Raw genomic sequence first — 20012 nt, forward strand, 5'->3', positions numbered from 1 at the left:
GTCTCGGCGCGCAGTTCCGCGGCGAGCTGGGCGAGGTCGCTCTCGGGCAGCTGGCGCAGATCCGCGGGAATGCGGACGCGGTCGAGGAGGGGAAGAACCAGATCGGACACGGGATGACGCTCGCTCGTTCGGAAGCGGACCCCGCCCGGCCGTACGGCCCCGGGATCCTCGCAGATGGCGGCCGTTATACCGCAAGCGGCCGATCGCGCCATCGCCGGTCCGCGAAGCCCACGGTTGCGACGCCCCGGCGCACAACAACTCCCAAGAACATCCTGAACTCACGGTGAATTTCGCCCGCACGGCGACAGCGGCACGGCGATCGGTTAGAGTGCGTGACGGCGATGCGATCTCGACAATACGCATCCCCGCACGGAGGTCAGATGGGACGATCGATACCGGCGGGCGGGCTCGTCCTGGGCATCCTGCTGGCAGCCTCAGGCCAGGCCCGGGCGGTGCCGCTCTATCCGGCGCTCGATCCCGCCTGGCTGCCGCATCTGCCCGCCTGCCGGCCGGACGACCGGACCTGCGACACCGTCTCGCGGCGGCGGGTCCCGGTCTGCGCCTGGCGGGTGAGGCCGACGCCCGAGGGCCCGCGGCGGGTGCGGATCTGCACGTGAGCCGCCGCGGTAGGACCGGTCCCGAGACGGCCCGCGCGGCGACCGGCCTCGCCTGCCTGCTGCTCCTGATCCTTCCCGGGGTGGTGCAGGCCCGCAGCTGCACGGGCGACTTCGCGGGCGGCACGCAACCGGTCCTCACCAACGCGCGGCTTGCCGCCGACACCACGCTTCTGTGCTACCAGGCCTTCGCCGTCCTCTATTCGGGGCTCGCCCGCACGCCGCTCTACGCCGCCGAGCACCTGACCGCCGCGCGGGTCGAGGCCGCGCGGCGGGTCGACAGGGTCGACGCCTTCCACGAGGAAGCCCAGCTGCCGGAAGCCGCGCGCTCGGAGCTTGCGGATTACGCCGGCAGCGGCTGGGACCGCGGCCACATGGCACCCTCCGGCGACATGCCGAGTCCGGGCACGCAGGCGGAATCCTTCAGCCTCGCCAACATCGTGCCGCAGAACCCGGACCTCAACCGCCGCCTCTGGGCCGGGATCGAGAGCAGCGTGCGGGCGCTGGCGATCGAGCGCGGCGACCTCTTCGTCGTCACGGGTCCGCTGTTCGAGGGCGCGAGCGTGCAGTCCTTGCGCGGCCGGGTGCTGATCCCGACCCGGCTGTTCAAGGCGGTCTACGACGCCAACCGGGGCGAGGCGGGGGTCTATCTCGCCCGCAACGCCACGGGCGAGGAATGGCAGGCGATCTCCCTCGAGCAGCTCGCCGCGATCGGCGGCATCGTCGCCTTCCCGGATCTGCCGGATTCCGTCCGCCGGCGTATCATGCCCCTGCCCGAGCCGCGGCGCGACGAGTATGTCGGTGGGCCGCGCAGCCGCCGCGAGCCCGGCTTCCTCGACTGGCTCGCCGCCGAGCTGCGCCGCGCCGCCCGCCGCGCCTGGCGCGACTTCCTCCGCTCGCTGTTCTGACGGGACGCCTCTCATGCCCGCTCACCCGAAGCCCGCCTTCACCCCCTTCGCCGACGATTCTGCGGTCCAGACCCTCGGCGACCTGACGCTGGAGAACGGCACGACGCGCATCGCGCTCCACGGCTCCCTCGAGTTCGCCCGCGACCGGGAGAGCCTGGAGCGGGCGCGGGCGCTGGCGAGGACACTGGCGGCAATCGTGGCGCTTCTGGAAGGCGAGGCCGACCTGCCGGAACGGGCGGGGGAGGTCCGGGTGGCGACCGCCGAGGTGAAGAACCCGTTCGGGTGAGCGCGCCGGCTCGCAAGGGCCGATCCGTGCCGCCTTGCACCCCCCCGGCGGCCCTGGTAAGCGCGGGAGCACTCCCCATTCCCGCGCGCGGCCGGCCGCGTCGACCCCCGGCGATCCGATCGTGCCCCGGGAAACGGCCTGAATCCGGCATACCACCGCCCGACCCGGACCGCGCGCCAGAACCCTGAAGGATCACCGCCATGGCCCGTGAATTCATCTATCACATGCGGGGTCTGACCAAGACCTATTCCAGCGGCAAGAAGGTGCTCGACAACGTGCACCTGTCCTTCTACCCGGACGCCAAGATCGGCGTGCTCGGCGTCAACGGCGCCGGCAAGTCGACGCTCTTGCGTATCATGGCCGGCATCGACACGGAATTCTCCGGCGACGGCTTCGTGGCCGAGGGCGCGCGGGTCGGCTACCTGCCGCAGGAGCCGCAACTCGATCCGGACAAGACGGTCCGCGAGAACGTGATGGAGGGCGTCGCCGAGTCCCAGGCGATCCTCGATCGCTACAACGAACTCGCGATGAACTATTCCGAGGAGACGGCGGACGAGATGACCCGCCTCCAGGACGAGATCGAGGCCAAGGGCCTGTGGGATCTCGATTCCAAGGTCGACCAGGCGATGGACGCCCTGCGCTGCCCGGGCGACGACGTCGCCGTGGCGACCCTGTCGGGCGGCGAGCGCCGCCGCGTCGCGCTCTGCCGCCTGCTCCTGTGGCAACCCGAACTCCTGCTCCTCGACGAGCCGACCAACCACCTCGACGCCGAGACCGTCGGCTGGCTCGAAGGCCACCTGCGCTCCTATCCGGGCGCGATCCTGATCGTCACCCACGATCGCTACTTCCTCGACAACGTGACGAGCTGGATCCTCGAGCTCGATCGCGGCCGGGGCATCCCGTACGAGGGCAACTACTCGTCCTGGCTGGTCCAGAAGCAGAAGCGCTTGGCCCAGGAGGGCCGCGAGGAGGAATCGCGCCAGCGCACCATCGAGCGCGAGCAGGAATGGGTCTCGGCCTCGCCGAAGGCCCGCCAGGCCAAGTCCAAGGCCCGTATCTCCCGCTACGAGGAACTCGTCGCGAAGTCGCAGGAGAAAGGTCCCTCGACCGCCCAGATCGTCATCCCGATCGCCGAGCGGCTCGGCAACAACGTCATCGAGTTCGACCACCTGGAGAAGGCCTTCGGCGACCGGCTGCTGATCGACGACCTGTCGTTCAAGCTGCCGCCGGGCGGTATCGTCGGGGTGATCGGCCCGAACGGCGCCGGCAAGACCACCCTGTTCCGGATGATCAACGGGCTGGAGACCCCCGACAAGGGCGAGATCCGGGTCGGCGAGAGCGTCAAGCTCGGCTACGTCGACCAGTCCCGCGACGCGCTCAAGCCCGACGCGACGGTCTGGCAGGAGATCTCAGGCGGCAACGACATCCTCTATCTCGGCAAGCGCGAGATCAACTCGCGCGCTTATTGCGGCGCCTTCAACTTCAAGGGCTCCGACCAGCAGAAGAAGGTCGGGGTCCTGTCGGGCGGCGAGCGCAACCGCGTCCACCTCGCCAAGATCCTCAAGAGCGGCGCCAACGTGCTGCTGCTCGACGAGCCGACCAACGACCTCGACGTCGACACCCTGCGGGCGCTGGAAGAGGCGCTGGAGGATTACGCCGGCTGCGCGGTAATCATCAGCCACGATCGCTGGTTCCTCGACCGGATCGCGACCCATATCCTCGCCTTCGAGGGCGACAGCCACGTCGAGTGGTTCGAGGGCAACTTCGCCGACTACGAGGCGGACAAGAAGCGGCGCCTGGGCGTCGATTCCACCATCCCTCACCGGATCAAGTACAAGAAGTTCAGCCGCTGAACGGCGAGTGGGGCGGCACCCGCCGCCCCACCTCGTCAGCATCCGGACGACAAAAAAGGGCCCCGCGGGGCCCTTTCTCGTTTCCGGCTCGCTCCAGCGCTACCTGGGCACTTTGAGACCAGGCGGTAGCTTGAAGCGGTGCCGGCAGCATGGGCGCGGAAAGGGTGGAAGAAGATCCTTCGGCGACCCTCACCCGCATGGCCGAGAAGCAGGTGGACAGACGGCCCTTGGTGCCCCGGCGCCACGTCACGCGCCGCCAGGGACGTTCGCGGAGCACCGCCGACGGTGCGTGGGATTGCCCCGGATCGGCGGGGCAACGATCCCAGGGTGATCCTGTCCTGCGCGCGGGCGCCTGCCGAAGCAGGGCCCGATCGACGGGTCGGAGCAGCCACCGGGACATCCGGGATCAAGCCGAGAGACGATCGTAACAGCAGCGTCACGGAGCGACGATGCTGCCGAACCGGGACATCGTCAGATCGCCGGGTGCCCCTGCCGTAAGAACATACGACCACTCGGCACGTGCAGGAAGTGAACTCAGCCTTCGTACAGCCCTTTGTGCGTATCCCGCAGCAGGTTCTTCTGGACCTTGCCCATGGTGTTGCGCGGCAGTTCGTCGACGACGATCACGCGCTTGGGCAGCTTGAACTTGGCGAGCCGGCTCTCGAGGGCCGAGAGGATCGCGGCTTCGCTCGGGGCTTCGGCCCCGCGCGGCACCACCACCGCCGTGACGCCCTCGCCGAAATCCGGGTGGGGCACGCCGATCACCGCCGATTCGAGCACGCCGGGCAGCCCGTCGATCTCGGTCTCGACCTCCTTCGGGTAGACGTTGAAGCCGCCGGTGATGATCAGGTCCTTGCCGCGTCCGACGATGTGGACGTAGCCGCGCGGATCGACCTTGCCGAGGTCGCCGGTGATGAAGAACCCGTCGGCCTTGAACTCGGCGGCGGTCTTTTCCGGCATGCGCCAGTAGCCCTTGAACACGTTGGGGCCGCGCACCTCGATCATCCCGACCTGGTCGGCTTCCATCGCCCGGCCGGTCTCCGGGTCGACGACGCGCAGCGACACGCCCGGCAGCGGGAACCCGACCGTGCCGGCGACCCGGTCGCCGTCATAGGGGTTCGAGGTGCTCATGTTGGTCTCGGTCATGCCGTAGCGCTCGAGGATCGCGTGGCCGGTCTTGTCTTGCCACTCGCGATGGGTCTCGGCGAGCAGCGGTGCCGAGCCGGAGACGAACAGGCGCATGCGGGCGGTCGCCTCGCGGGTCAGGCCCGGTTCCTTCAGCAGGCGGGTGTAGAAGGTCGGTACGCCCATCAGCGCGGTGGCGCGGCCCATCAGCGACAGGATCAGCGGCGGGTCGAGCTTCGGCAAGAAGATCATCGCCGCGCCCGACATCAGCACCGTGTTGGTGGCGACGAACAGGCCGTGGGTGTGGAACACCGGCAGCGCGTGGATCAGCACGTCGTCCGGCGTGAAGCGCCAGTACTCGACCAGCGTGAGCGCGTTCGACGACAGGTTGTCGTGGGTCAGCATCGCGCCCTTCGAGCGCCCGGTCGTGCCCGAGGTGTAGAGGATCGCCGCGAGATCGTCGGGGCTGCGAGCCACGTCGGCGAAGTCGCCGGTCTGGCTGGCGGCCTCGGCCGCGATCGTGCCCTCGCCCTTGGCGTCGAGGGTGCCGACCTGCTTGACGTTCGCCGCCTCGGCGACGGGCTTGAGAGCGTCGAGCTTTCCCGGATCGCAGACGAACAGGGCCGGCTCGGCGTCGCCGAGGAAGTAGGCGATCTCGGCCGGGGTGTAGCCGGTGTTGAGCGGCAGAAAGACTGCGCCCGCCCGCACGCAGCCGAGATAGAGCGCGATCACCGCCGGGCTCTTCTCGACCTGGACCGCCACCCGGTCCCCGGGCGCGACGCCGAGGCCGACCAGGGCCGCAGCGTAGCGGCCGGATTCGGCGATGAGATCCGCGTAGCTCCAGCGCAGGCCCTCGGGGGTTTCGAGGAAGAGCTTGCCCGCCGGGTCGGCGGGGAGACGGGAGCGGACGATGTCGAAGAAGTGGTTGGGCATGGACTGAGGCTCTCGGAGACCGGCGAAGGCAGAATCACGCCGTCTGATCGACGAAACGCGGGATCCCCTCTCCCGTGTGGGAGAGGGGTAGGGGTGAGGGTGGCGCGCTTCCGGATTGATCTGAACCGTCACGCTGCCAGCTCGACGTTCTGAGCTTCGATCAGAACCGTAGCACCCTCACCCCCGACCCCTCTCCCATACGGGAGAGGGGAGAAGGCTCACGCTTCCGCCAGGGCCACCGACCGGGCCGGCGGCAGGTTCTGGCGCAGCTCGCGGTTGACGGTGAGCGAGGCCGAGACCGTGCCGAGATTGGCGTAGGTCTCGTGGTTCTTCTCGATCGCCGCGAGGTCGTAGAGGTAGTTCACCATCAGGCCATAGCCCTGCGACAGGCCCTTGGGCGAGACGTCGCCCAGGAAGTTCAGGCGCTCCAGCCGGGCGCCGTTGCCGAGGTGGAAGCGGGCCACCGGGTCGACCGGCTTGCCGCGCGGGGTCTTGGCGCGCAGGAAGTAGTAGGCGGCGGCCGGCAGCAGGGCCTTCTTCACCGCGTCGGCCCTGGCCTTGTCGGCGTGCCAGTCGGGCTGATCGAGGGCGCGCAGGGTCTCGACATCCTCGCGGGTCAGCCCCTGCGGCGCGTCGGCCCGGCGCTCGCGGTCGAGCCAGGCGCGGAAGCCCGGCACCGGCGAGAGCGTCACGAAGGTCTTGAGCGCCGGCATCTCGCGGCAGAGGTCCTCGACCACCTGCTTGATCAGGAAGTTGCCGAAGGTGATGCCGGCCAGCCCCTTCTGGCAGTTCGAGATCGAGTAGAAGATCGCGGTCGTCGCCTCGCGGGTGTCGGTGTGCCGGCGCTCGTGGGCGAGGATCGGGTCGATCGCCGCCGCGATGGCGGTGGTGAGCGCCACCTCGACGAAGATCAGCGGCTCGTCGAGGAGCGCCGGGTGGAAGAACGCGAAGCAGCGCCGGTCCGGCGGCTCGATGCGCCGGCGCAGGTCGTCCCAGCCCGAGATCGCATGCACCGCCTCGTAGCGGATGATCTTCTCGAGGATGTGGGCCGGGGTGGTCCAGTCGATCCGGCGCAGCACCAGGAAGCCGCGGTTGAACCACGAGGCGAACAGGTGCTCGAAGTCGGAATCGAGGCTGTCGACGGCCTCCGCCAGCGCCGCATCCGGCTTGTCGGCCTTGCGGGCGGCGTCGCGCAGCGAGAACAGGTCCTCGCGCATCCGCACCAGCGCGATGGTGCCGTCGCGGGCGAGGTTGAGCCGGCGGATCAGCTCCTGCGAGCGCGGCTCGGCGGCCTCGTGCAGCCGGCCCAGCGCGGCGCGGGACGGCGCCTTCTCGTAGGCCGCGATGGCGCTGCCGACCGCGTCGTGGTCGGCCCCGAACTCGAGCGCGATCCGGCGCAGGAAGTCGTGCCGGTCGGGTTTCGCGAAGCTGTCGTAGCGGTCGAGGATGATGCGGGCGAGCGCGACCCCGGAGGCCTCGCCGCGCCGCGAGATCAGGTCCTCGCAGAGCTTCACCACCTCGGCGACACTCGCCTTGGCGGGGTCGTCGCGGCCGAAGGCGATCAGCCCGCGGCCCCGGTCCGAGATGCTCTGGAGGAGGTCGCCGAGGAACGAGATCGCCGCCATGGAGCCTTGCTCACCATCGGGTTGCCGGGGACGGCCGCGCGCAACCCGCGCACCGCCCGGCGTTAGATAGGGCTCCGCTGCGTCAGCGGAGGGGAGGACGGAGCGCCGCCGGGTGTCGCGGACGGGCTCCGGCGGCGGTCCCTGCATGGTGGCGCCCCTACTTTGTCGAGGGCAAGAGCAGATCCGGCAGCCAGAGGGCGATACCGGGCAACAGGCAGAGCAGGAGGATCGCGATCCCCATCAGGATCACGAAGGGCAGGGTGCCCCAGATGATGTCCGAGAGCGGGATGTCGGGGGCGATGTTCTTGATGACGAAGATGTTGAGGCCGACCGGCGGGTGGATCAGCCCCATCTCCATGGTGATCGTCATCACGACGCCGAACCAGACCAGATCGAACCCGGCGGCCTTGAGCGGCGGCAGGATGATCGGCGCGGTCATCAGGATGATCGAGACCGGCGGCAGGAAGAAGCCGAGGCCCACCACCAGGAGCAGGATGGTCAGCAGCAGCAGCCAGGGCGAGAGCTGCATCGCCACGATCGCGGCGGCCGCCGCCTGCGAGATGTGGAGGTAGCTCATCACGTAGGCGTAGAGCAGCGACATGCCGATGATCAGCATCAGCATGGTGGATTCGCGCAGCGTCGCCGTCAGGATCGGGCTCACGTCGCCGGCCCGCCATACGCCGTAGATCGCCGCGATGAGTGCCAGCGCCAGAAGGCCGCCGAGGCCCGCCGTCTCCGACGGCGTGGCGTAGCCGCCGTAGAGCGCCACCATCACGCCGGTCAGCAGCACCACGAAGGGCAGCACCCGCGGCAGGGTCGAGAAGCGCTCCGCCATCGAGTAGCGGTCTTCCGCCAGGATCGGATGCGCGGTCCCGCCGGTCTCGTAGGCCGCCCGCGCGACGGCGAATTCGCGCCGGAAGCGCCATGCGGAATAGCCGGCGAAGAGCAGCACCAGCAGAAACCCGGGGCCGATGCCGGCGAGGAAGAGCCGGCCCAGCGACTGCTCGGCCGCCACCGCGTAGAGGATCATGGTGATCGAGGGCGGCAGCAGGATGCCGAGCGTGCCCCCCGCCGCGATGATGCCGGCGGCAAAACCCCCGGAATAGCCGCGCCGGCGCATCTCCGGGATGCCGGCCGAGCCGATCGCCGAGCAGGTCGCCGGGCTCGATCCCGCCATGGCGGCGAACAGCGCGCAGGCAAACACGTTGGCGATGCCGAGACCCCCGGGGATCTTGTGCATCCAGGCGTGCATCGCCGAGTAGAGGTCCTGGCCCGCCTTCGACCGGCCGATCGCCGCGCCCTTCAGGATGAAGAGCGGGATCGACAGCAGCGTGATCGATGCCATCTCCTCGTAGACGTTCTGCGCCACCGTATCGAGGGAGGCGCCGGGCATGAAGGCCAGCATGAAGACGAGGGCCACCGCCCCGAGCGCGAAGGCGATCGGGATGCCGGCGAGCATCGCCCCGAGGGTGGCACCCGCGTAGAGCGTGCCGATGATCGCGGTGCTCATCGGGCGGGTCCTTTCTGAGTACCCTTGAGGTCGGCGCCGAGGCCGATCTTCGGATCGGCGAACCCGGCGGCCTGCAGCCCACGGGCGAGGGCTTCCGCGATCTGGAGCAGGAACTGCAGCGCCAAGAGCGTCATGCCGAGCGCCATCAGCGAGTAGGGGATCCAGAGCGGCGGCCCCCAGGTCGATTGCGAGATCTGGCCGTCGACCCAGGCCTCGTGCAGCAGCGTCCAGCTCTTCCAGGCGAAGAACGCCACGAATCCGAGGCTGACGACGTCGGCGACGATGAGCCGGATGCGGTTCGCCCGCGGCGAGAGGAGGCCGGTCAGCGCCTCGATGGCGACGTGCCCGCGCCGGGCCTGGACGCCCGCCGCCGACAGGAAGGTGGCGCCGACGATGAGGAACACCGCCGTCTCGTCCTGCCACTCCGTCGGGACCTTGAGCAGGTAGCGGACGACGACGCTGTAGCTCAGCACCAGGCAGGCGGCGACGAGGGCGATGCCGCCCAGGAGCAGGATCGCCCGGTTGAGGCCACCCATCGCGGCCTCGATCGCGGCGAGCGGCCCGGGCAGCCGGGCCCGCGCGGCACGGCGCTCCGGCTCTGCGGCGGCGGAGGCCGCGTCGAAGGCGTGGCTCACGCGACCGCCTCCGCGAGCTTGAGCATCTCGGCGCAGGACGACGACTTCGCCGCATAGTCCTTCCAGGCGGAGTCGCGGGCGATGTCGCGCCACTTGCCCAGGGTCGCCTCGTCCAGGGTCTCGACCTTGGCGCCGGCCTTGGAAAAGATCTGCTCGACCCGGGTGTCGTCGGCTTGCGCGCCCTCCTGGCCGAAGGATTCGAGCTCGGCGCCGACCGCCATGATGAGCTCCTGCTGGTCCTTCGGCAGGGCGTCGAACACGGTCTTCGACATCATGATCGGCTCGAGCATGAACCAGTAGGAGCGGCCCCGCCCCGAGGTGAGGGACTTCGACAGCTCCTCCAGCCGGAACGAGATCAGGCTGGTCGAGGAGGTGATGACCGCGTCGCAGGCGCCGGTCTGCATCGCCGCGTAGGATTCGTTCGAGGGCAGGCTGAGCGTCGCGGCGCCGGCGGCCTTCATCATCAGGTCCATCTCGCGCGAGCCGCCGCGGACCTTCAGGCCCTTGGCGTCCTCGGGCCGCACCAGCGGCCGCTCGCGGCTCGCGACGCCGCCCGCCTGCCAGACCCAGGAGACCAGCACGATGTTCTTGGCGAGCAGGATCTCGGTGAGCTTGCGGCCGACCGGCGCCGACTTCCAGGCCATCGCCTGCGGGTAGGAGGTCACGAGCGCCGGCATCAGCCCGATATTGGTCTCCGGCACCTCGCCGCCGGCATAGGGCAGGGGGTAGAGGCTCATGTCGAGCGCGCCCTTGCGCATCGCGCTGAACTGGGCGTTGGTCTTCATCAGCGAGGAGCCGGGATAGACCTGGACCTCGATCGCCCCCTTAGAGCGCTCCTTCACGGCGGCGGCGAACTTGCGGCACATCCGATCGCGAAAGTCGCCCTCGTCGATCGTGCCGCCGGGGAACTGGTGCGAGATCTTGAGCGTCGTGGCGGCCTGCGCGGCGCGGCCGAGACCGATCAGCGCGGGCGCGGCGAGGCCGGCGGCCACGAGGGTGCGGCGGGTGAGAGCCATGGCGTTTCCTTCGGTCGGAGCGCGGATTCTTTTTCGCGTCTCGCGCGGTCGGCGCCGGACCGGTCGTGTGCCCGCCACCTCGTGGATGCAGGTGACACCGATCTTGTATATTTTGTCAACGCCGGTACATAATAACGCCGCAAGGGAAGGCGGGACCGGCCATGAGCGAAGCCCGGACGAACGAGACCCGCACGGACCGGGCCCGCGTGAACCACGCCCAGAGGCTGCGCCAGACCATCGAGGACGAGATCGTGGACGGGGTCCTGCGCCCCGGCGACCGGCTCGACGAGTGCCAGCTCGCGGCCCGGTTCGGCGTCTCGCGCACGCCGATCCGGGAGGCGCTGCTCCAGCTCGCGGTGACCGGCCTGATCGAGGTCAAGCCGCGCCGCGGCGCGCTGGTGAGCACCCCCGAGCCGGCCCGCCTGTTCGAGATGTTCGAGACCATGGCGGAGCTGGAGGCCGCCTGCGGGCGCCTCGCCGCCCGGCGCCTGACCGAGGCGCACCAGGGCGCCCTGGTGGCGGCGCTCGACGCCTGCCGCGTCGCCGCCGGGGAGGGTACCGAGGCCTACTACGCCGAGAACGCAGTCTTCCACGCGGTGATCTACCGGGCGTCCGGCAACGGCTTCCTGTGCGAGCAGGCCCTGACCCTGAGCCGGCGGCTGGCGCCGTTCCGGCGCATCCAGCTGCGCGTCCGCCATCGGCTGCGCCAGTCGCTCGCCGAGCACGAGGGCGTGGTCGCGGCGATCCTGGCCGGGGACGAGGCGACCGCCGGCGAGCGGCTGCGCGCCCACGTCCTGGTCCAGGGCGACCGCTTCGCCGAGCTGATCCGCAACTTGGCGGGCGGCAGCGCCGCGGCGTGACCCTGCGCGAGGTCAACCCTTTGACCCCACGGCATTTTATTGGATCCGGAACGACCCGTGGGGCGCGACGTTGAGAACTCGTGCGCTCACGCTTGTGGGCTGCCGAGATCCTGCCCCAGCCCGGTGTCGCGATGCCGTCCGAACCCCGCCCCGGTCCCGCCGCCTCCGGCGCGACCTCGATCCTGTGGACCGCCCTCCTGGGGCTCGCCCTGGTGCGCCTCGTCACCGCGCGGCGGCCGGCGGGCGTCGCCGAGGTCGAGCCGGACCCGACCAGCCATCTCGGCCAGGGCGCCAAGTCGTATTCCGGGCGCCCGGCCCAGTGGGTCGCCGATACGGAGGGCGATCGCGGCCGCAAGGCCGAGACGCCGACGGACATTCCGGCCAAGGGCTGGAAGGACGTGCTCACCCGCGTCTATCTCGAATTCCAGAAGGACCGGGTGCTGTCGGTGGCGGCCGGCGTGACCTTCTACACCCTGCTCGCCATCTTCCCGGCGGTGGCGGCGCTGGTCTCGCTCTACGGGCTGTTCACCGATCCGAGCACCATCAACGACCACCTCTCGCTGCTCCAGGGCGTGCTGCCCTCCGGCGCGCTCGAGATCATCGGCGATCAGGTCAAGCGCATCACCGCCAAGGGCAGCACCACCCTCGGCATCACCTTCTTCACCAGCCTCGCCATCTCGCTGTGGAGCGCCAACGCCAGCATGAAGGCGATGTTCGACGCGCTGAACATCGTCTACGAGGAGCGCGAGAAGCGCAGCTTCATCCAGCTCAACCTGCGCTCGCTCGCCTTCACCTTCGGCGCGCTGGTCTTCGTCATCGTGGCGCTCGGCGGCATCGTGGTGCTGCCGGTGGCGCTGAACTTCCTCGGCGATTTCGGCATCCGCATCAGCCCGACCGCCTGGTACGTGGCGCTCCTGCGCTGGCCGGCCCTGCTGGCGGTGCTGCTGTTCGGGCTGGCGCTGCTCTACCGCTACGGCCCCAGCCGCGACCTGCCGCGCTGGCGCTGGGTCACGCCCGGCAGCCTCACCGCCGGGGTGGTCTGGCTCGTCGCCTCGATCGGCTTCTCCTGGTACGTCGGGCATTTCGGCAGCTACAACGAGACCTACGGCTCGCTCGGTGCCGCGATCGGCTTCATGACCTGGATCTGGATCTCGTCGACCATCGTGCTGCTCGGCGGCGAGATCAACGCCGAGCTCGAGCACCAGACCGCGCGCGACACCACCGTCGGCCCCGAGGAGCCGATGGGCACCCGCCGCGCCCGCATGGCCGACACCGTCGGGGCGCCGGCATAACCGGCGCGAGCGCCGGTCCCGCATGGCCACCCGGCGCCGCAGCCCCTCGCCAGATGCGGCGCGCGCCACCATCTTGGGGATCAGGAGAATCAGGCAATCTTCGAGGAGCGGCCCGTGGCCAGCCAAGACATGTCCGACACCGCCGAGACCCGCAGCGAGGCCGAGTGGCGCCGGGAGCTGACAGCCGAGCAGTACCGCGTGCTGCGCGAGCACGGCACCGAGCGCGCCGGCACCAGCCCGTTGAACAACGAGAAGCGCGCCGGCACCTTCGTGTGCGCGGGCTGCGGGCAGCCGCTGTTCGAATCCGCCACCAAGTACGAGTCCGGTTCCGGCTGGCCGAGCTTCTTCGCGCCGATGGAGGGCGCGGTGGAGACGCAGACCGACCGCTCGTTCTTCATGACCCGCACCGAGGTGCACTGCGCCCGCTGCAAGGGCCATCTCGGCCACGTCTTCGAGGACGGCCCGGCCCCGACCGGCCTGCGCTACTGCATGAACGGCGCCGCGATGGGCTTCGAGCCGCAGGAGTGAGCCGAGCCGGGAGGGAGCGTCCCTCCCGGTCGCTCGTCCCGGGGCGGCGGGCTACGCCGCCCCGCGCAGGGAGACCCGGAACAGCTCCCGGAACTCCTCCGCCCCGACCGGCCGGCCGTTGGTCGCCGTCGAGTGGTCCTCGACTGCTCGCGGCACCAGCGCCTCGCACTCGGCCTGCGTCACCCCCATCGCGGCGAGATCGGCCGGCAGGCCAAGGTCGCGGTTGAGCGCCTCGATCGCGGCGGCGAGGTCGGCGCCCTCGGGCAGGGCCATCGCCCGGCGCAACGCTGCGTATTTCCGTTCGCAGGCCGGTGCGTTGAAGCGCAGGACGTGCGGCAGGATCACGGCGTTGAGGGTGCCGTGGTGGAGCCGCTTCGCCTTCAGCCCGCCGAGCGCGTGCGACATCGAGTGGACGGCGCCGAGCCCCTTCTGGAAGGTCATGCCGCCCTCGAGCGCGGCCATCATCATGTCCTCGCGGGCCTCGATGTCGGCGCCGTCCCGGACCGCGCGGGCGAGCGAGCGGACGGCGCGGCCCAGGCCGTCGAGGGCGATCGCCTCGGCCGGCGGGTTGTGGCGCGGGCTCAGGTACGTCTCGATGCAGTGGGTGAGCGCGTCCATGCCGGTGGCGGCGGTGAGGCCCGGCGGCAGGCCGAGCGTCAGCTCGGGATCGCAGATCGCCACGTTCGGGATCATGTGGTGCGAGATGAAGCCGAGCTTGCGCCCGTCGGCGAGCGTGATCAGCGCCGCGCGACCGACCTCGCTGCCGGTGCCGGCGGTGGTCGGTACGGCGATCACCGGGGGCTGGTCGGCCCGGATGCGCGGGATGCCGCCGAGGATCGCCGCGTAGGTGGCGAGCGGTTCCTCGTGGGTGGCGAGCAGCGCCACGCCCTTGGCGAGGTCGAGGGGGGAGCCGCCGCCGACCGCGATCACCGCGTCGCAGCCCTCCGCCGTGAAGCGGTCGCGGGCCTCGATCGTCGCCTCCTCGGTCGGGTTCTCGGGCGTGCCGTCGAAGACCGGGGTCGTCGCCGGCAGGCCGGCGGCCTCGATCACCCGGGCGATCAGCCCCGCCGCCACGACACCGCGATCGGTGACGATCAGCGGCCGGCGCCCCCCGAGGAGCGCCAGTTCCTCGCCGAGCAGCCGGACGGCGCCGCGCTCGAACTGGATCCGGGTGAGGTAGGTGATGAGGCTCATGGGGGCTGCCTGTCGGGACCGGTCCCGGCTCGCCGCGCGCGAGCGACCGGTGGGCGCCGCGAAAGCTCCCGATCCGCTCCTCCCGCGCGCCTCTCGTCCGGGCATTGGCCGCGAGCCTAAGCAGATTTTGCGAAAGTGGCAGCCGGTTTTTCGATAAAAATCTGCGGCGAAACAAGAACCCGAGCGGGCGAAGCGTTGGCGTGCCGACGCAAGCTTGCTCAGGCCGCGGGCGCGCCATGCCGCAAGAGGCCGGCCGCGCAGATCCGCGTCAGGCGCTATGACAGACCGGCCGCCTCCAGCAGCGCCTGCGTGCCGAGACTCGTCGAGTCGAGCAGCGGCACGCCGTCGAGGGTCTGGGGCAGGCGCCAGCCCGGCAGGTTGGTGCTCCAGATCAGCACGGCGTCGGCGCCGTCGCTTACCTCCCAGGCCGCCGCGGCGAGGCGGGCCGGCGCGACCGCAGCAGCCTCGCGGTTCTCGGCGATGCCGAGATGCGCGGTCGCGCCGATCCCGATCCCCGCCTCCCCGAACCGGCCGGCCACCAGGACGGCCTCCTCGGCATCGCCCTGGACCACGAGGCCGACGCGGCGAAACCCCTCGCGGCGCATCCGGTCCCGGGCGGCGAGCGCCGTCGTCACCAGCGGCAGGCCGGTGCGGGCGGTGACCGTCCGGCACAGATCCTCGTCCGGGGTGAAGCCGAGGGCGGCGCCCCGGGTGGCGTTCCAGCACAGGGCGGCGACGCCGGCCTCGGCCAGGAGGTCGGCGGCGGCGACGAATACGACCTCGTCGTAGCCCGCGCCCTTGAGCATCGACCGGTAGGGCACCCGGGCGTAGCAGGCGTCGGCGCGACCGGCGAGGCGGGCCTCCGTCGCCCGCTCGACCACCCGGTTGGAGGAGGGCAGGATCACCCCGAGGGCCGGGAGCAGCGGGGCGGTCATCGCACGGGTCCTTCGGTCAGCCGGGCCACCATCAGGGTTTGGGTGCGGGCGACGTGGGCCTGCATCAGGGCGCGGGCGCGGTCGCCCTCGCGGGCCCGCAGGGCGTCGAGGATCGCTCGATGCTCGGCCAGGGATTCGGCGACGCGGCCGTCGGCCGCCAGCGCGAAGTTGCGGGCCCGTTCGAGGCGCGGGAAGGCCCGGCCGTGCGCCTCGGCGATGGCCGGGCTGCGGGCTGCGGTCACGATCAGCCGGTGAGCCTGTCGGTTGAGGCGCGTATAGGCGTCGCGGTCGTCGTGGGCCGCCTCCAGGGCGTCCTGGATCCGCGCGAGACGGTCGAGCTCCGCGGCGGTGATCCGCTCGGCGGCAAGGCCTGCGCAAAAGCTCTCCAGCGCCACTTCCAGCTCGAACAGCGGCACGAGGTCGGCCGCATCCAGCGGCGTCACCAGGGCGGCCCGGTTGCGCCTGAGCGTCACCAGTCCCTCGCCGGCCAGCAGCTTCAGCGCCTCGCGCACCGGCGTGCGCGACACGCCGAGGCGCGCCACGAGGTCGGGCTCGTTCAGTATCTCGCCGGGGGCCAGCAGGTTGAGCAGGATCAGCCGGCGCAGAGCCGCCGCGGCCTGCTCGGTCAGGGAGGGCTCGGGGCGCTGCGGGCGGGGCGGCGCGTCGTCGGGGGAGGCGGGACGGGGGACAGCCAAGACACTCTCTTGCCGGGACATTCTCTCGCGATAAGGCCCTTCAATGATCGCTACACCAGCCGCCGCGAGAGGCCGGTCAGCCGCTCCATCACGGCGATGCCCCCGATCGTCGCGACGATCAGCACGCCCGACAGCGCCGCGATGGTCACGTCGAGGCGGCCCTCCAGATCCTGCCACATCCGGATCGGCAGCATGTCGGTGGCGGCGTCGCGCAGGAAGAGCGAGACCGGGATGTTGTCGAACGAGGCCATGAAGGCGAGGAAGCCGCCCGACAGGATGCCGGGGCGGATCAGCGGCAGGGTGATGCGGCGGAAGGTGTAGAGCCGCGAGGCCCCGAGGCTCGCCGAGCCTTCGAGCAGGCTGGCCTGCAGCTGGGTCAGGGCCGCCACGGTGTTGCGCACCACGAAAGGAACGCAGACCACCGTGTGGCCCAGCACCAGCGTGAAGACCGAGACCGGCCATCCGAGCAGCGAGAAGAACATCAGGCTCGACAGGCCGAAGGCGAGCGCCGGCAGGATCAGGGGCGAGAGGAAGAAGCTGTCGAGGAGGCGGGCCGAGAGGCGCGGCGAGCGCGCCACCGCCAGCGCCGCCAGCACCCCGAGCCCGATGGCCAGGAGGGTGGCCAGCACCGCGACCGTCAGGCTGTTCTTGAGCGCGTAGTGGAGCTGCCAGGCCTCCATCAGTTCGCCGTACCAGCGCAACGAGTAGCCCGGCGGCGGGAAGCGCAGGGACAACCCGTCGGTGAAGGACACCACCAGCACGATCACCGTGGGGGCGAGCAGCAGCACCACGGCGAGGAGCGCCATCAGGTGCAGGAGGATCTCGAAGCTGAGGCGGTCGAGGGCGGCGGAGAGACGGGACATCGCGGGGGGACCTCAGGCCTGGGCGTAGCCGCGGGCGAGCCGCCCGAGCGCGTTGAAGGCCAGCACCACGGCCAGTACCGCGACGAGGAAGATCACCGACATCGCCGCAGCGAAGGGCCAGTTCTGCAGGGCGATGGCCTGCTGGTAGATGTAGCCCGGCATGAACAGCATCTGCCCGCCGCCGATCAGCGACTGGGTGATGAAGCCGGAGATCGCCGCCGCGAAGGTGAGCACCGCGCCGGCGATGAGGCCCGGCAGGCAGAGCGGCAGGGTCACCCGCAGGAAGGTGCGCCAGCGCCCGGCGCCGAGCGCTTCTGATGCGTCCCACAGGCTCGGGTCGATGCGCGAGAGCGCCGTCATCAGCGGCAGCACCATCAGGGGCATCTGGACCTGCGCCAGCGCCGCCACGAGGCCGCCCTCGGCGTAGAGGAGCCGCAGGGGCGTGTCGATCAGCCCGAGGGAGGAGAGCAGGCTGTTGAGCACCCCCTGGCGCCCTAGGATCACGATCCACGCGAAGGTGCGGATGACGACGCTGGTGAGGAGCGGCGTCAGCACCGCCAGGATGATCAGGCCGCGCACCCAGCCCCCGGCCCGGGTGGCGACGAGCGCCAGCGGCAGGCCCAGCACCAGGCAGGCCGCCGTGACCTTGAGCCCGAGCCACAGCGTGCCGAGGAGCACGCCGAGGCTGAATCCGTCGCCGAGGAAGGCCGCGTATTGCGACAGGCCGATCCCCCCGTCCGCCCCCTTGAGCGACAGCCCGAGGAGCGCGACCAGGGGCGCGGCGAAGAACGCCGCGAAGAACAGCGCGAGCGGGCTCGCCAGCCGCAGCGGATAGGCGGTGACGTCGGCAAGCGGCCGGGCCATCGGGATGTCTCCTGGCAGGAAGAGCCGCTTACAGCTTGATCTCGCGGTTGAACCGCTCGATCCAGGCCGGGCGCTGGGCGTTGATGGTCTTCCAGTCCTGGAAGACGAACTTCTTCTTCAGGTCGTCGGTATCCTTCGCCAGCACCTTGGCGATCTCGCCGGTCATCTTCACCTTGGCGTTGGTCGGCACGATCAGGTAGGGCGCCTGCATCAGCCGGGTCTGGACCGGCTCGGAGATCGCCGCCTCGATCAGCTTGAAGGCAAGCTCGCGGTTGGGCGAGTTCCTGACGATCTGGATCGCGGTCTTGAAGGCGATGGCGCCCTCCTTGGGCGCCACGAACTCCACCGGCACGCCCTTGGCCTTCAGGATCTGGATCGCGTTGAAGTTGCCGGGCGAGATGTCGACCTGGCCCTGCTGGAACAGGGTGGCGAGCGCGCCGGGATTGGCCGCCACCGCCGAGAGGTTGGGCTTGAGCTTCTCCATCGCCTTGAAGGCCGGATCGATGTTCGATTCCGAGCCGCCATGCATCTTGGCGATCTCGACCATGAAGCCGGTGCCGAGCGTCGAGTTCATGTTGGTGATGCCGACCCGGCCCTTGTATTCGGGCCGCCACAGGTCGGCCCAGGAGGTCGGCGGGGTCTTCACCGTGTCGGGGTTGTAGGTCAGGCCGACGACCTGGAAGAAGGCCGCGGGTCCGTGCGGATCCTGCGCGTCGGGGATCAGCTCCTTGAAGGCGGCGCTGCGCTCGACGGGGAAGGGCTCGACCAGATCCTGGGCCAGGGCGGTGAGCGCCGGGCCGGGATCGTGCAGCATCACGTCGATCGGCGGGTTGGCCCTGGCGGCCGAGACCTTGGCGATCTGGTCGACCGACAGCATCGGGTCGAGGACGATCGGGGCGTTGCACGTCTCCTTGCGGAAGGCCGGGACCAGCACGGCCTTGTGCGCCTCCTCCCAGCTCCCCGTGAAGGTGGCGAAGACGAGGGGCCGCGCCTGCGCGAAGGACAAGCCGGGAAACAGCTCCATGGCGCCGAGCGACAGGGCGGTGGTGAGGAGGGTACGGCGATCGAGCATCGACAGGGCTCCTTGGTCGGAAAGAATCAGGCGGCGGCCGGGAAGGCGGAGGCGAGGCCGGGGGCGACGGCGATGCGCACCGGCGTGCCGGGCGGGCGCAAGGAGCCGCCGCCGAGGCGCGGCTCGGCGATCTTGAGCGGGCGGCCCGCCCCCACCCGGACCTCGTGGACGACGGTGGGGCCGAGGGGCAGCGCCATCTCGACGACGCCCGCGATGCCGTCCTCGCCCTCGGTGAGGCGCAGGTGCTCGGGCCGCAGGCACAGGGTCACCCGTGACCCCGGGGCGATCGGGCGGGCGAGCGGCCGGGCCACCACCTCGCCGCCGGCATCGAGGGCGATGCGCGGGCCCTGCGCGTCCTGGCCGACGAGCACGCCGGGCACCGCGTTGGCCGAGCCCACGAAGGTGTTCACGAACAGGGAATCGGGCGCGTCGTAGACGGTCGTCGGGGGGGCAAACTGCTCGAGCCGCCCGTTCGAGAGCACCGCCACCCGGTCGGAGAGCGACAGGGCTTCCTCCTGGTCGTGGGTGACGAGGAGCGTGGTCACCCCGGCGACGCGCTGGAGCCGCTTCACCTCGATCTGCATGTCGAGGCGCAGGTTCTTGTCGAGGGCCGCGAAGGGCTCGTCGAGGAGCAGCACCGCCGGCCGGATGGCGAGCGCGCGGGCGAGCGCCACCCGCTGCTGCTGGCCGCCGGAGAGCTGGCGCGGGTAGCGCGCCCCGGCATGGCCGAGCTGCACGAGGTCGAGCAGGCGGCGCGCCTCCGCCGTCTGCTCGGCCCGGGGCGCGCCCCGAGCCGCGAGGCCGTAGGCGACGTTCTCGGCCACCGACAGGTGCGGGAAGAGGGCGTAGTTCTGGAAGACGATGCCGACGGCGCGCCGGCTCGGCGGCAGGGCGTCGATCACCTCGTCGGCGACGATCACCCGTCCCTCGGTCTGGCGCAGGAAGCCGGCGACGATGCGCAACAAGGTGGTCTTGCCGCAGCCCGAGGGCCCGAGCAGCGAGATCAGCTCGCCGCCGCGGATGTCGAGGTTGACGTTTTCCACGGCGACCGCGCCGCCGTACCGGTGGGTGATGCCGTCGAGCACGACGGACCGGCCCTCCGCCTGACCCTGGCTGCGTCGTCCGGTTGCTGTCACGGTTGCGGCCTTCCTGCGGCATCGATCTTGCTGCCGAGACCATCGCAAATCGTATGCCATTTTCGGGA

Annotated in this window: 19 protein-coding genes; 7 read left to right on the forward strand and 12 right to left on the reverse strand. The window is 70.7% G+C overall.

Annotation, left to right across the window (positions count from 1 at the left end):
- The first annotated feature begins 380 nt into the window (after positions 1–380).
- From BMX97_RS30935 to ettA, 4 genes are all read left to right on the forward strand, one after another.
- Complete coding sequence (locus BMX97_RS30935) at positions 381–617, forward strand: hypothetical protein (protein WP_091754971.1); 237 nt, start codon at positions 381–383, stop codon at positions 615–617.
- Positions 614–1522 carry a DNA/RNA non-specific endonuclease gene (locus BMX97_RS30940; protein WP_244538742.1) on the forward strand — a complete coding sequence of 303 codons (909 nt, stop codon included), beginning with the start codon at positions 614–616 and terminating at the stop codon, positions 1520–1522. Before BMX97_RS30935 ends, BMX97_RS30940 begins: the two co-directional genes overlap by 4 nt.
- 13 nt (positions 1523–1535) lie before the next feature.
- The gene (locus tag BMX97_RS30945; protein ID WP_091754949.1) at positions 1536–1808 is read left to right on the forward strand and encodes a hypothetical protein; all 273 of its coding nucleotides are present in this window, start codon (positions 1536–1538) and stop codon (positions 1806–1808) included.
- A gap of 200 nt (positions 1809–2008) precedes the next feature.
- On the forward strand, positions 2009–3661 hold the full coding sequence (gene ettA / locus BMX97_RS30950; protein ID WP_060848787.1) for an energy-dependent translational throttle protein EttA: 1653 nt from the start codon (positions 2009–2011) through the stop codon (positions 3659–3661).
- Positions 3662–4195: 534 nt separating this feature from the next.
- On the opposite strand, the gene BMX97_RS30955 is transcribed toward ettA, so the two are convergent.
- From BMX97_RS30955 to dctP, 5 genes are all read right to left on the reverse strand, one after another.
- Positions 4196–5719, reverse strand: coding sequence for a malonate--CoA ligase (locus BMX97_RS30955; protein WP_091754950.1), 1524 nt, complete (start codon positions 5717–5719; stop codon positions 4196–4198).
- 218 nt (positions 5720–5937) lie between these two features.
- Positions 5938–7344, reverse strand: coding sequence for a malonyl-CoA decarboxylase (locus tag BMX97_RS30960; RefSeq protein WP_091754951.1), 1407 nt, complete (start codon positions 7342–7344; stop codon positions 5938–5940).
- A gap of 157 nt (positions 7345–7501) precedes the next feature.
- Positions 7502–8854, reverse strand: a complete 1353-nt coding sequence (locus BMX97_RS30965; RefSeq protein ID WP_091754952.1) for a TRAP transporter large permease — start codon at positions 8852–8854, stop codon at positions 7502–7504.
- The gene (locus tag BMX97_RS30970) at positions 8851–9489 is read right to left on the reverse strand and encodes a TRAP transporter small permease (RefSeq protein ID WP_091754953.1); all 639 of its coding nucleotides are present in this window, start codon (positions 9487–9489) and stop codon (positions 8851–8853) included. The genes BMX97_RS30965 and BMX97_RS30970 overlap by 4 nt, the downstream gene beginning before the upstream one ends.
- Entirely contained in the window at positions 9486–10505 is a 1020-nt protein-coding gene (gene dctP / locus BMX97_RS30975; protein ID WP_091754954.1) for a TRAP transporter substrate-binding protein DctP, read from the reverse strand. The genes BMX97_RS30970 and dctP overlap by 4 nt, the downstream gene beginning before the upstream one ends.
- 206 nt (positions 10506–10711) lie before the next feature.
- On the opposite strand from dctP, the gene BMX97_RS30980 reads away from it, so the two are divergent.
- The 3 genes from BMX97_RS30980 to msrB all read left to right on the forward strand — a co-directional run bounded on the left by BMX97_RS30980 (position 10712) and on the right by msrB (position 13185).
- Positions 10712–11365, forward strand: coding sequence for a GntR family transcriptional regulator (locus tag BMX97_RS30980; protein ID WP_091754972.1), 654 nt, complete (start codon positions 10712–10714; stop codon positions 11363–11365).
- Between the two features lie 131 nt (positions 11366–11496).
- Positions 11497–12657 (forward strand): YihY/virulence factor BrkB family protein, encoded by a 1161-nt coding sequence (locus BMX97_RS30985; RefSeq protein ID WP_091754955.1) that lies wholly within the window; start codon positions 11497–11499, stop codon positions 12655–12657.
- Positions 12658–12786: 129 nt separating this feature from the next.
- Positions 12787–13185: a peptide-methionine (R)-S-oxide reductase MsrB gene (msrB, locus tag BMX97_RS30990; RefSeq protein ID WP_091754956.1), complete on the forward strand. Its 399-nt coding sequence runs from the start codon at positions 12787–12789 to the stop codon at positions 13183–13185.
- A 51-nt stretch (positions 13186–13236) separates the two neighbouring features.
- On the opposite strand, the gene BMX97_RS30995 is transcribed toward msrB, so the two are convergent.
- From BMX97_RS30995 to BMX97_RS31025, 7 genes are all read right to left on the reverse strand, one after another.
- Positions 13237–14379, reverse strand: coding sequence for an iron-containing alcohol dehydrogenase (locus tag BMX97_RS30995; protein WP_091754957.1), 1143 nt, complete (start codon positions 14377–14379; stop codon positions 13237–13239).
- Positions 14380–14654: 275 nt separating this feature from the next.
- Positions 14655–15314 carry an aspartate racemase/maleate isomerase family protein gene (locus BMX97_RS31000; RefSeq protein WP_091754958.1) on the reverse strand — a complete coding sequence of 220 codons (660 nt, stop codon included), beginning with the start codon at positions 15312–15314 and terminating at the stop codon, positions 14655–14657.
- Positions 15311–16009, reverse strand: coding sequence for a GntR family transcriptional regulator (locus BMX97_RS31005; protein WP_244538743.1), 699 nt, complete (start codon positions 16007–16009; stop codon positions 15311–15313). Before BMX97_RS31005 ends, BMX97_RS31000 begins: the two co-directional genes overlap by 4 nt.
- A gap of 50 nt (positions 16010–16059) precedes the next feature.
- A complete protein-coding gene (locus tag BMX97_RS31010; RefSeq protein WP_091754960.1) occupies positions 16060–16872 on the reverse strand; it encodes an ABC transporter permease in 813 nt (270 codons plus the stop codon).
- 12 nt (positions 16873–16884) lie between these two features.
- A complete protein-coding gene (locus tag BMX97_RS31015) occupies positions 16885–17736 on the reverse strand; it encodes an ABC transporter permease (protein WP_091754961.1) in 852 nt (283 codons plus the stop codon).
- A gap of 28 nt (positions 17737–17764) precedes the next feature.
- On the reverse strand, positions 17765–18808 hold the full coding sequence (locus tag BMX97_RS31020; RefSeq protein ID WP_091754962.1) for an ABC transporter substrate-binding protein: 1044 nt from the start codon (positions 18806–18808) through the stop codon (positions 17765–17767).
- Between the two features lie 26 nt (positions 18809–18834).
- The gene (locus BMX97_RS31025) at positions 18835–19944 is read right to left on the reverse strand and encodes an ABC transporter ATP-binding protein (RefSeq protein WP_244538744.1); all 1110 of its coding nucleotides are present in this window, start codon (positions 19942–19944) and stop codon (positions 18835–18837) included.
- Between the last annotated feature and the right edge of the window lie 68 nt (positions 19945–20012).

It is taken from the genome of Methylobacterium sp. ap11, from assembly GCF_900110515.1.
In the GTDB taxonomy this organism is placed as follows: domain Bacteria; phylum Pseudomonadota; class Alphaproteobacteria; order Rhizobiales; family Beijerinckiaceae; genus Methylobacterium; species Methylobacterium ajmalii.

What these genes read in the sequence shown, in the direction of transcription:
- msrB (WP_091754956.1), top strand. Translation starts at nt 12,787, where the DNA reads ATGTCCGACACCGCCGAGACCCGCAGCGAGGCCGAGTGGCGCCGGGAG.
- BMX97_RS30935 (WP_091754971.1), top strand. Translation starts at nt 381, where the DNA reads ATGGGACGATCGATACCGGCGGGCGGGCTCGTCCTGGGCATCCTGCTG.
- BMX97_RS30945 (WP_091754949.1), top strand. Translation starts at nt 1,536, where the DNA reads ATGCCCGCTCACCCGAAGCCCGCCTTCACCCCCTTCGCCGACGATTCT.
- BMX97_RS31020 (WP_091754962.1), bottom strand. Translation starts at nt 18,808, where the DNA reads ATGCTCGATCGCCGTACCCTCCTCACCACCGCCCTGTCGCTCGGCGCC.
- BMX97_RS30985 (WP_091754955.1), top strand. Translation starts at nt 11,497, where the DNA reads ATGCCGTCCGAACCCCGCCCCGGTCCCGCCGCCTCCGGCGCGACCTCG.
- dctP (WP_091754954.1), bottom strand. Translation starts at nt 10,505, where the DNA reads ATGGCTCTCACCCGCCGCACCCTCGTGGCCGCCGGCCTCGCCGCGCCC.
- BMX97_RS31015 (WP_091754961.1), bottom strand. Translation starts at nt 17,736, where the DNA reads ATGGCCCGGCCGCTTGCCGACGTCACCGCCTATCCGCTGCGGCTGGCG.
- ettA (WP_060848787.1), top strand. Translation starts at nt 2,009, where the DNA reads ATGGCCCGTGAATTCATCTATCACATGCGGGGTCTGACCAAGACCTAT.
- BMX97_RS31000 (WP_091754958.1), bottom strand. Translation starts at nt 15,314, where the DNA reads ATGACCGCCCCGCTGCTCCCGGCCCTCGGGGTGATCCTGCCCTCCTCC.
- BMX97_RS30960 (WP_091754951.1), bottom strand. Translation starts at nt 7,344, where the DNA reads ATGGCGGCGATCTCGTTCCTCGGCGACCTCCTCCAGAGCATCTCGGAC.
- BMX97_RS30965 (WP_091754952.1), bottom strand. Translation starts at nt 8,854, where the DNA reads ATGAGCACCGCGATCATCGGCACGCTCTACGCGGGTGCCACCCTCGGG.
- BMX97_RS30995 (WP_091754957.1), bottom strand. Translation starts at nt 14,379, where the DNA reads ATGAGCCTCATCACCTACCTCACCCGGATCCAGTTCGAGCGCGGCGCC.
- BMX97_RS30955 (WP_091754950.1), bottom strand. Translation starts at nt 5,719, where the DNA reads ATGCCCAACCACTTCTTCGACATCGTCCGCTCCCGTCTCCCCGCCGAC.
- BMX97_RS31010 (WP_091754960.1), bottom strand. Translation starts at nt 16,872, where the DNA reads ATGTCCCGTCTCTCCGCCGCCCTCGACCGCCTCAGCTTCGAGATCCTC.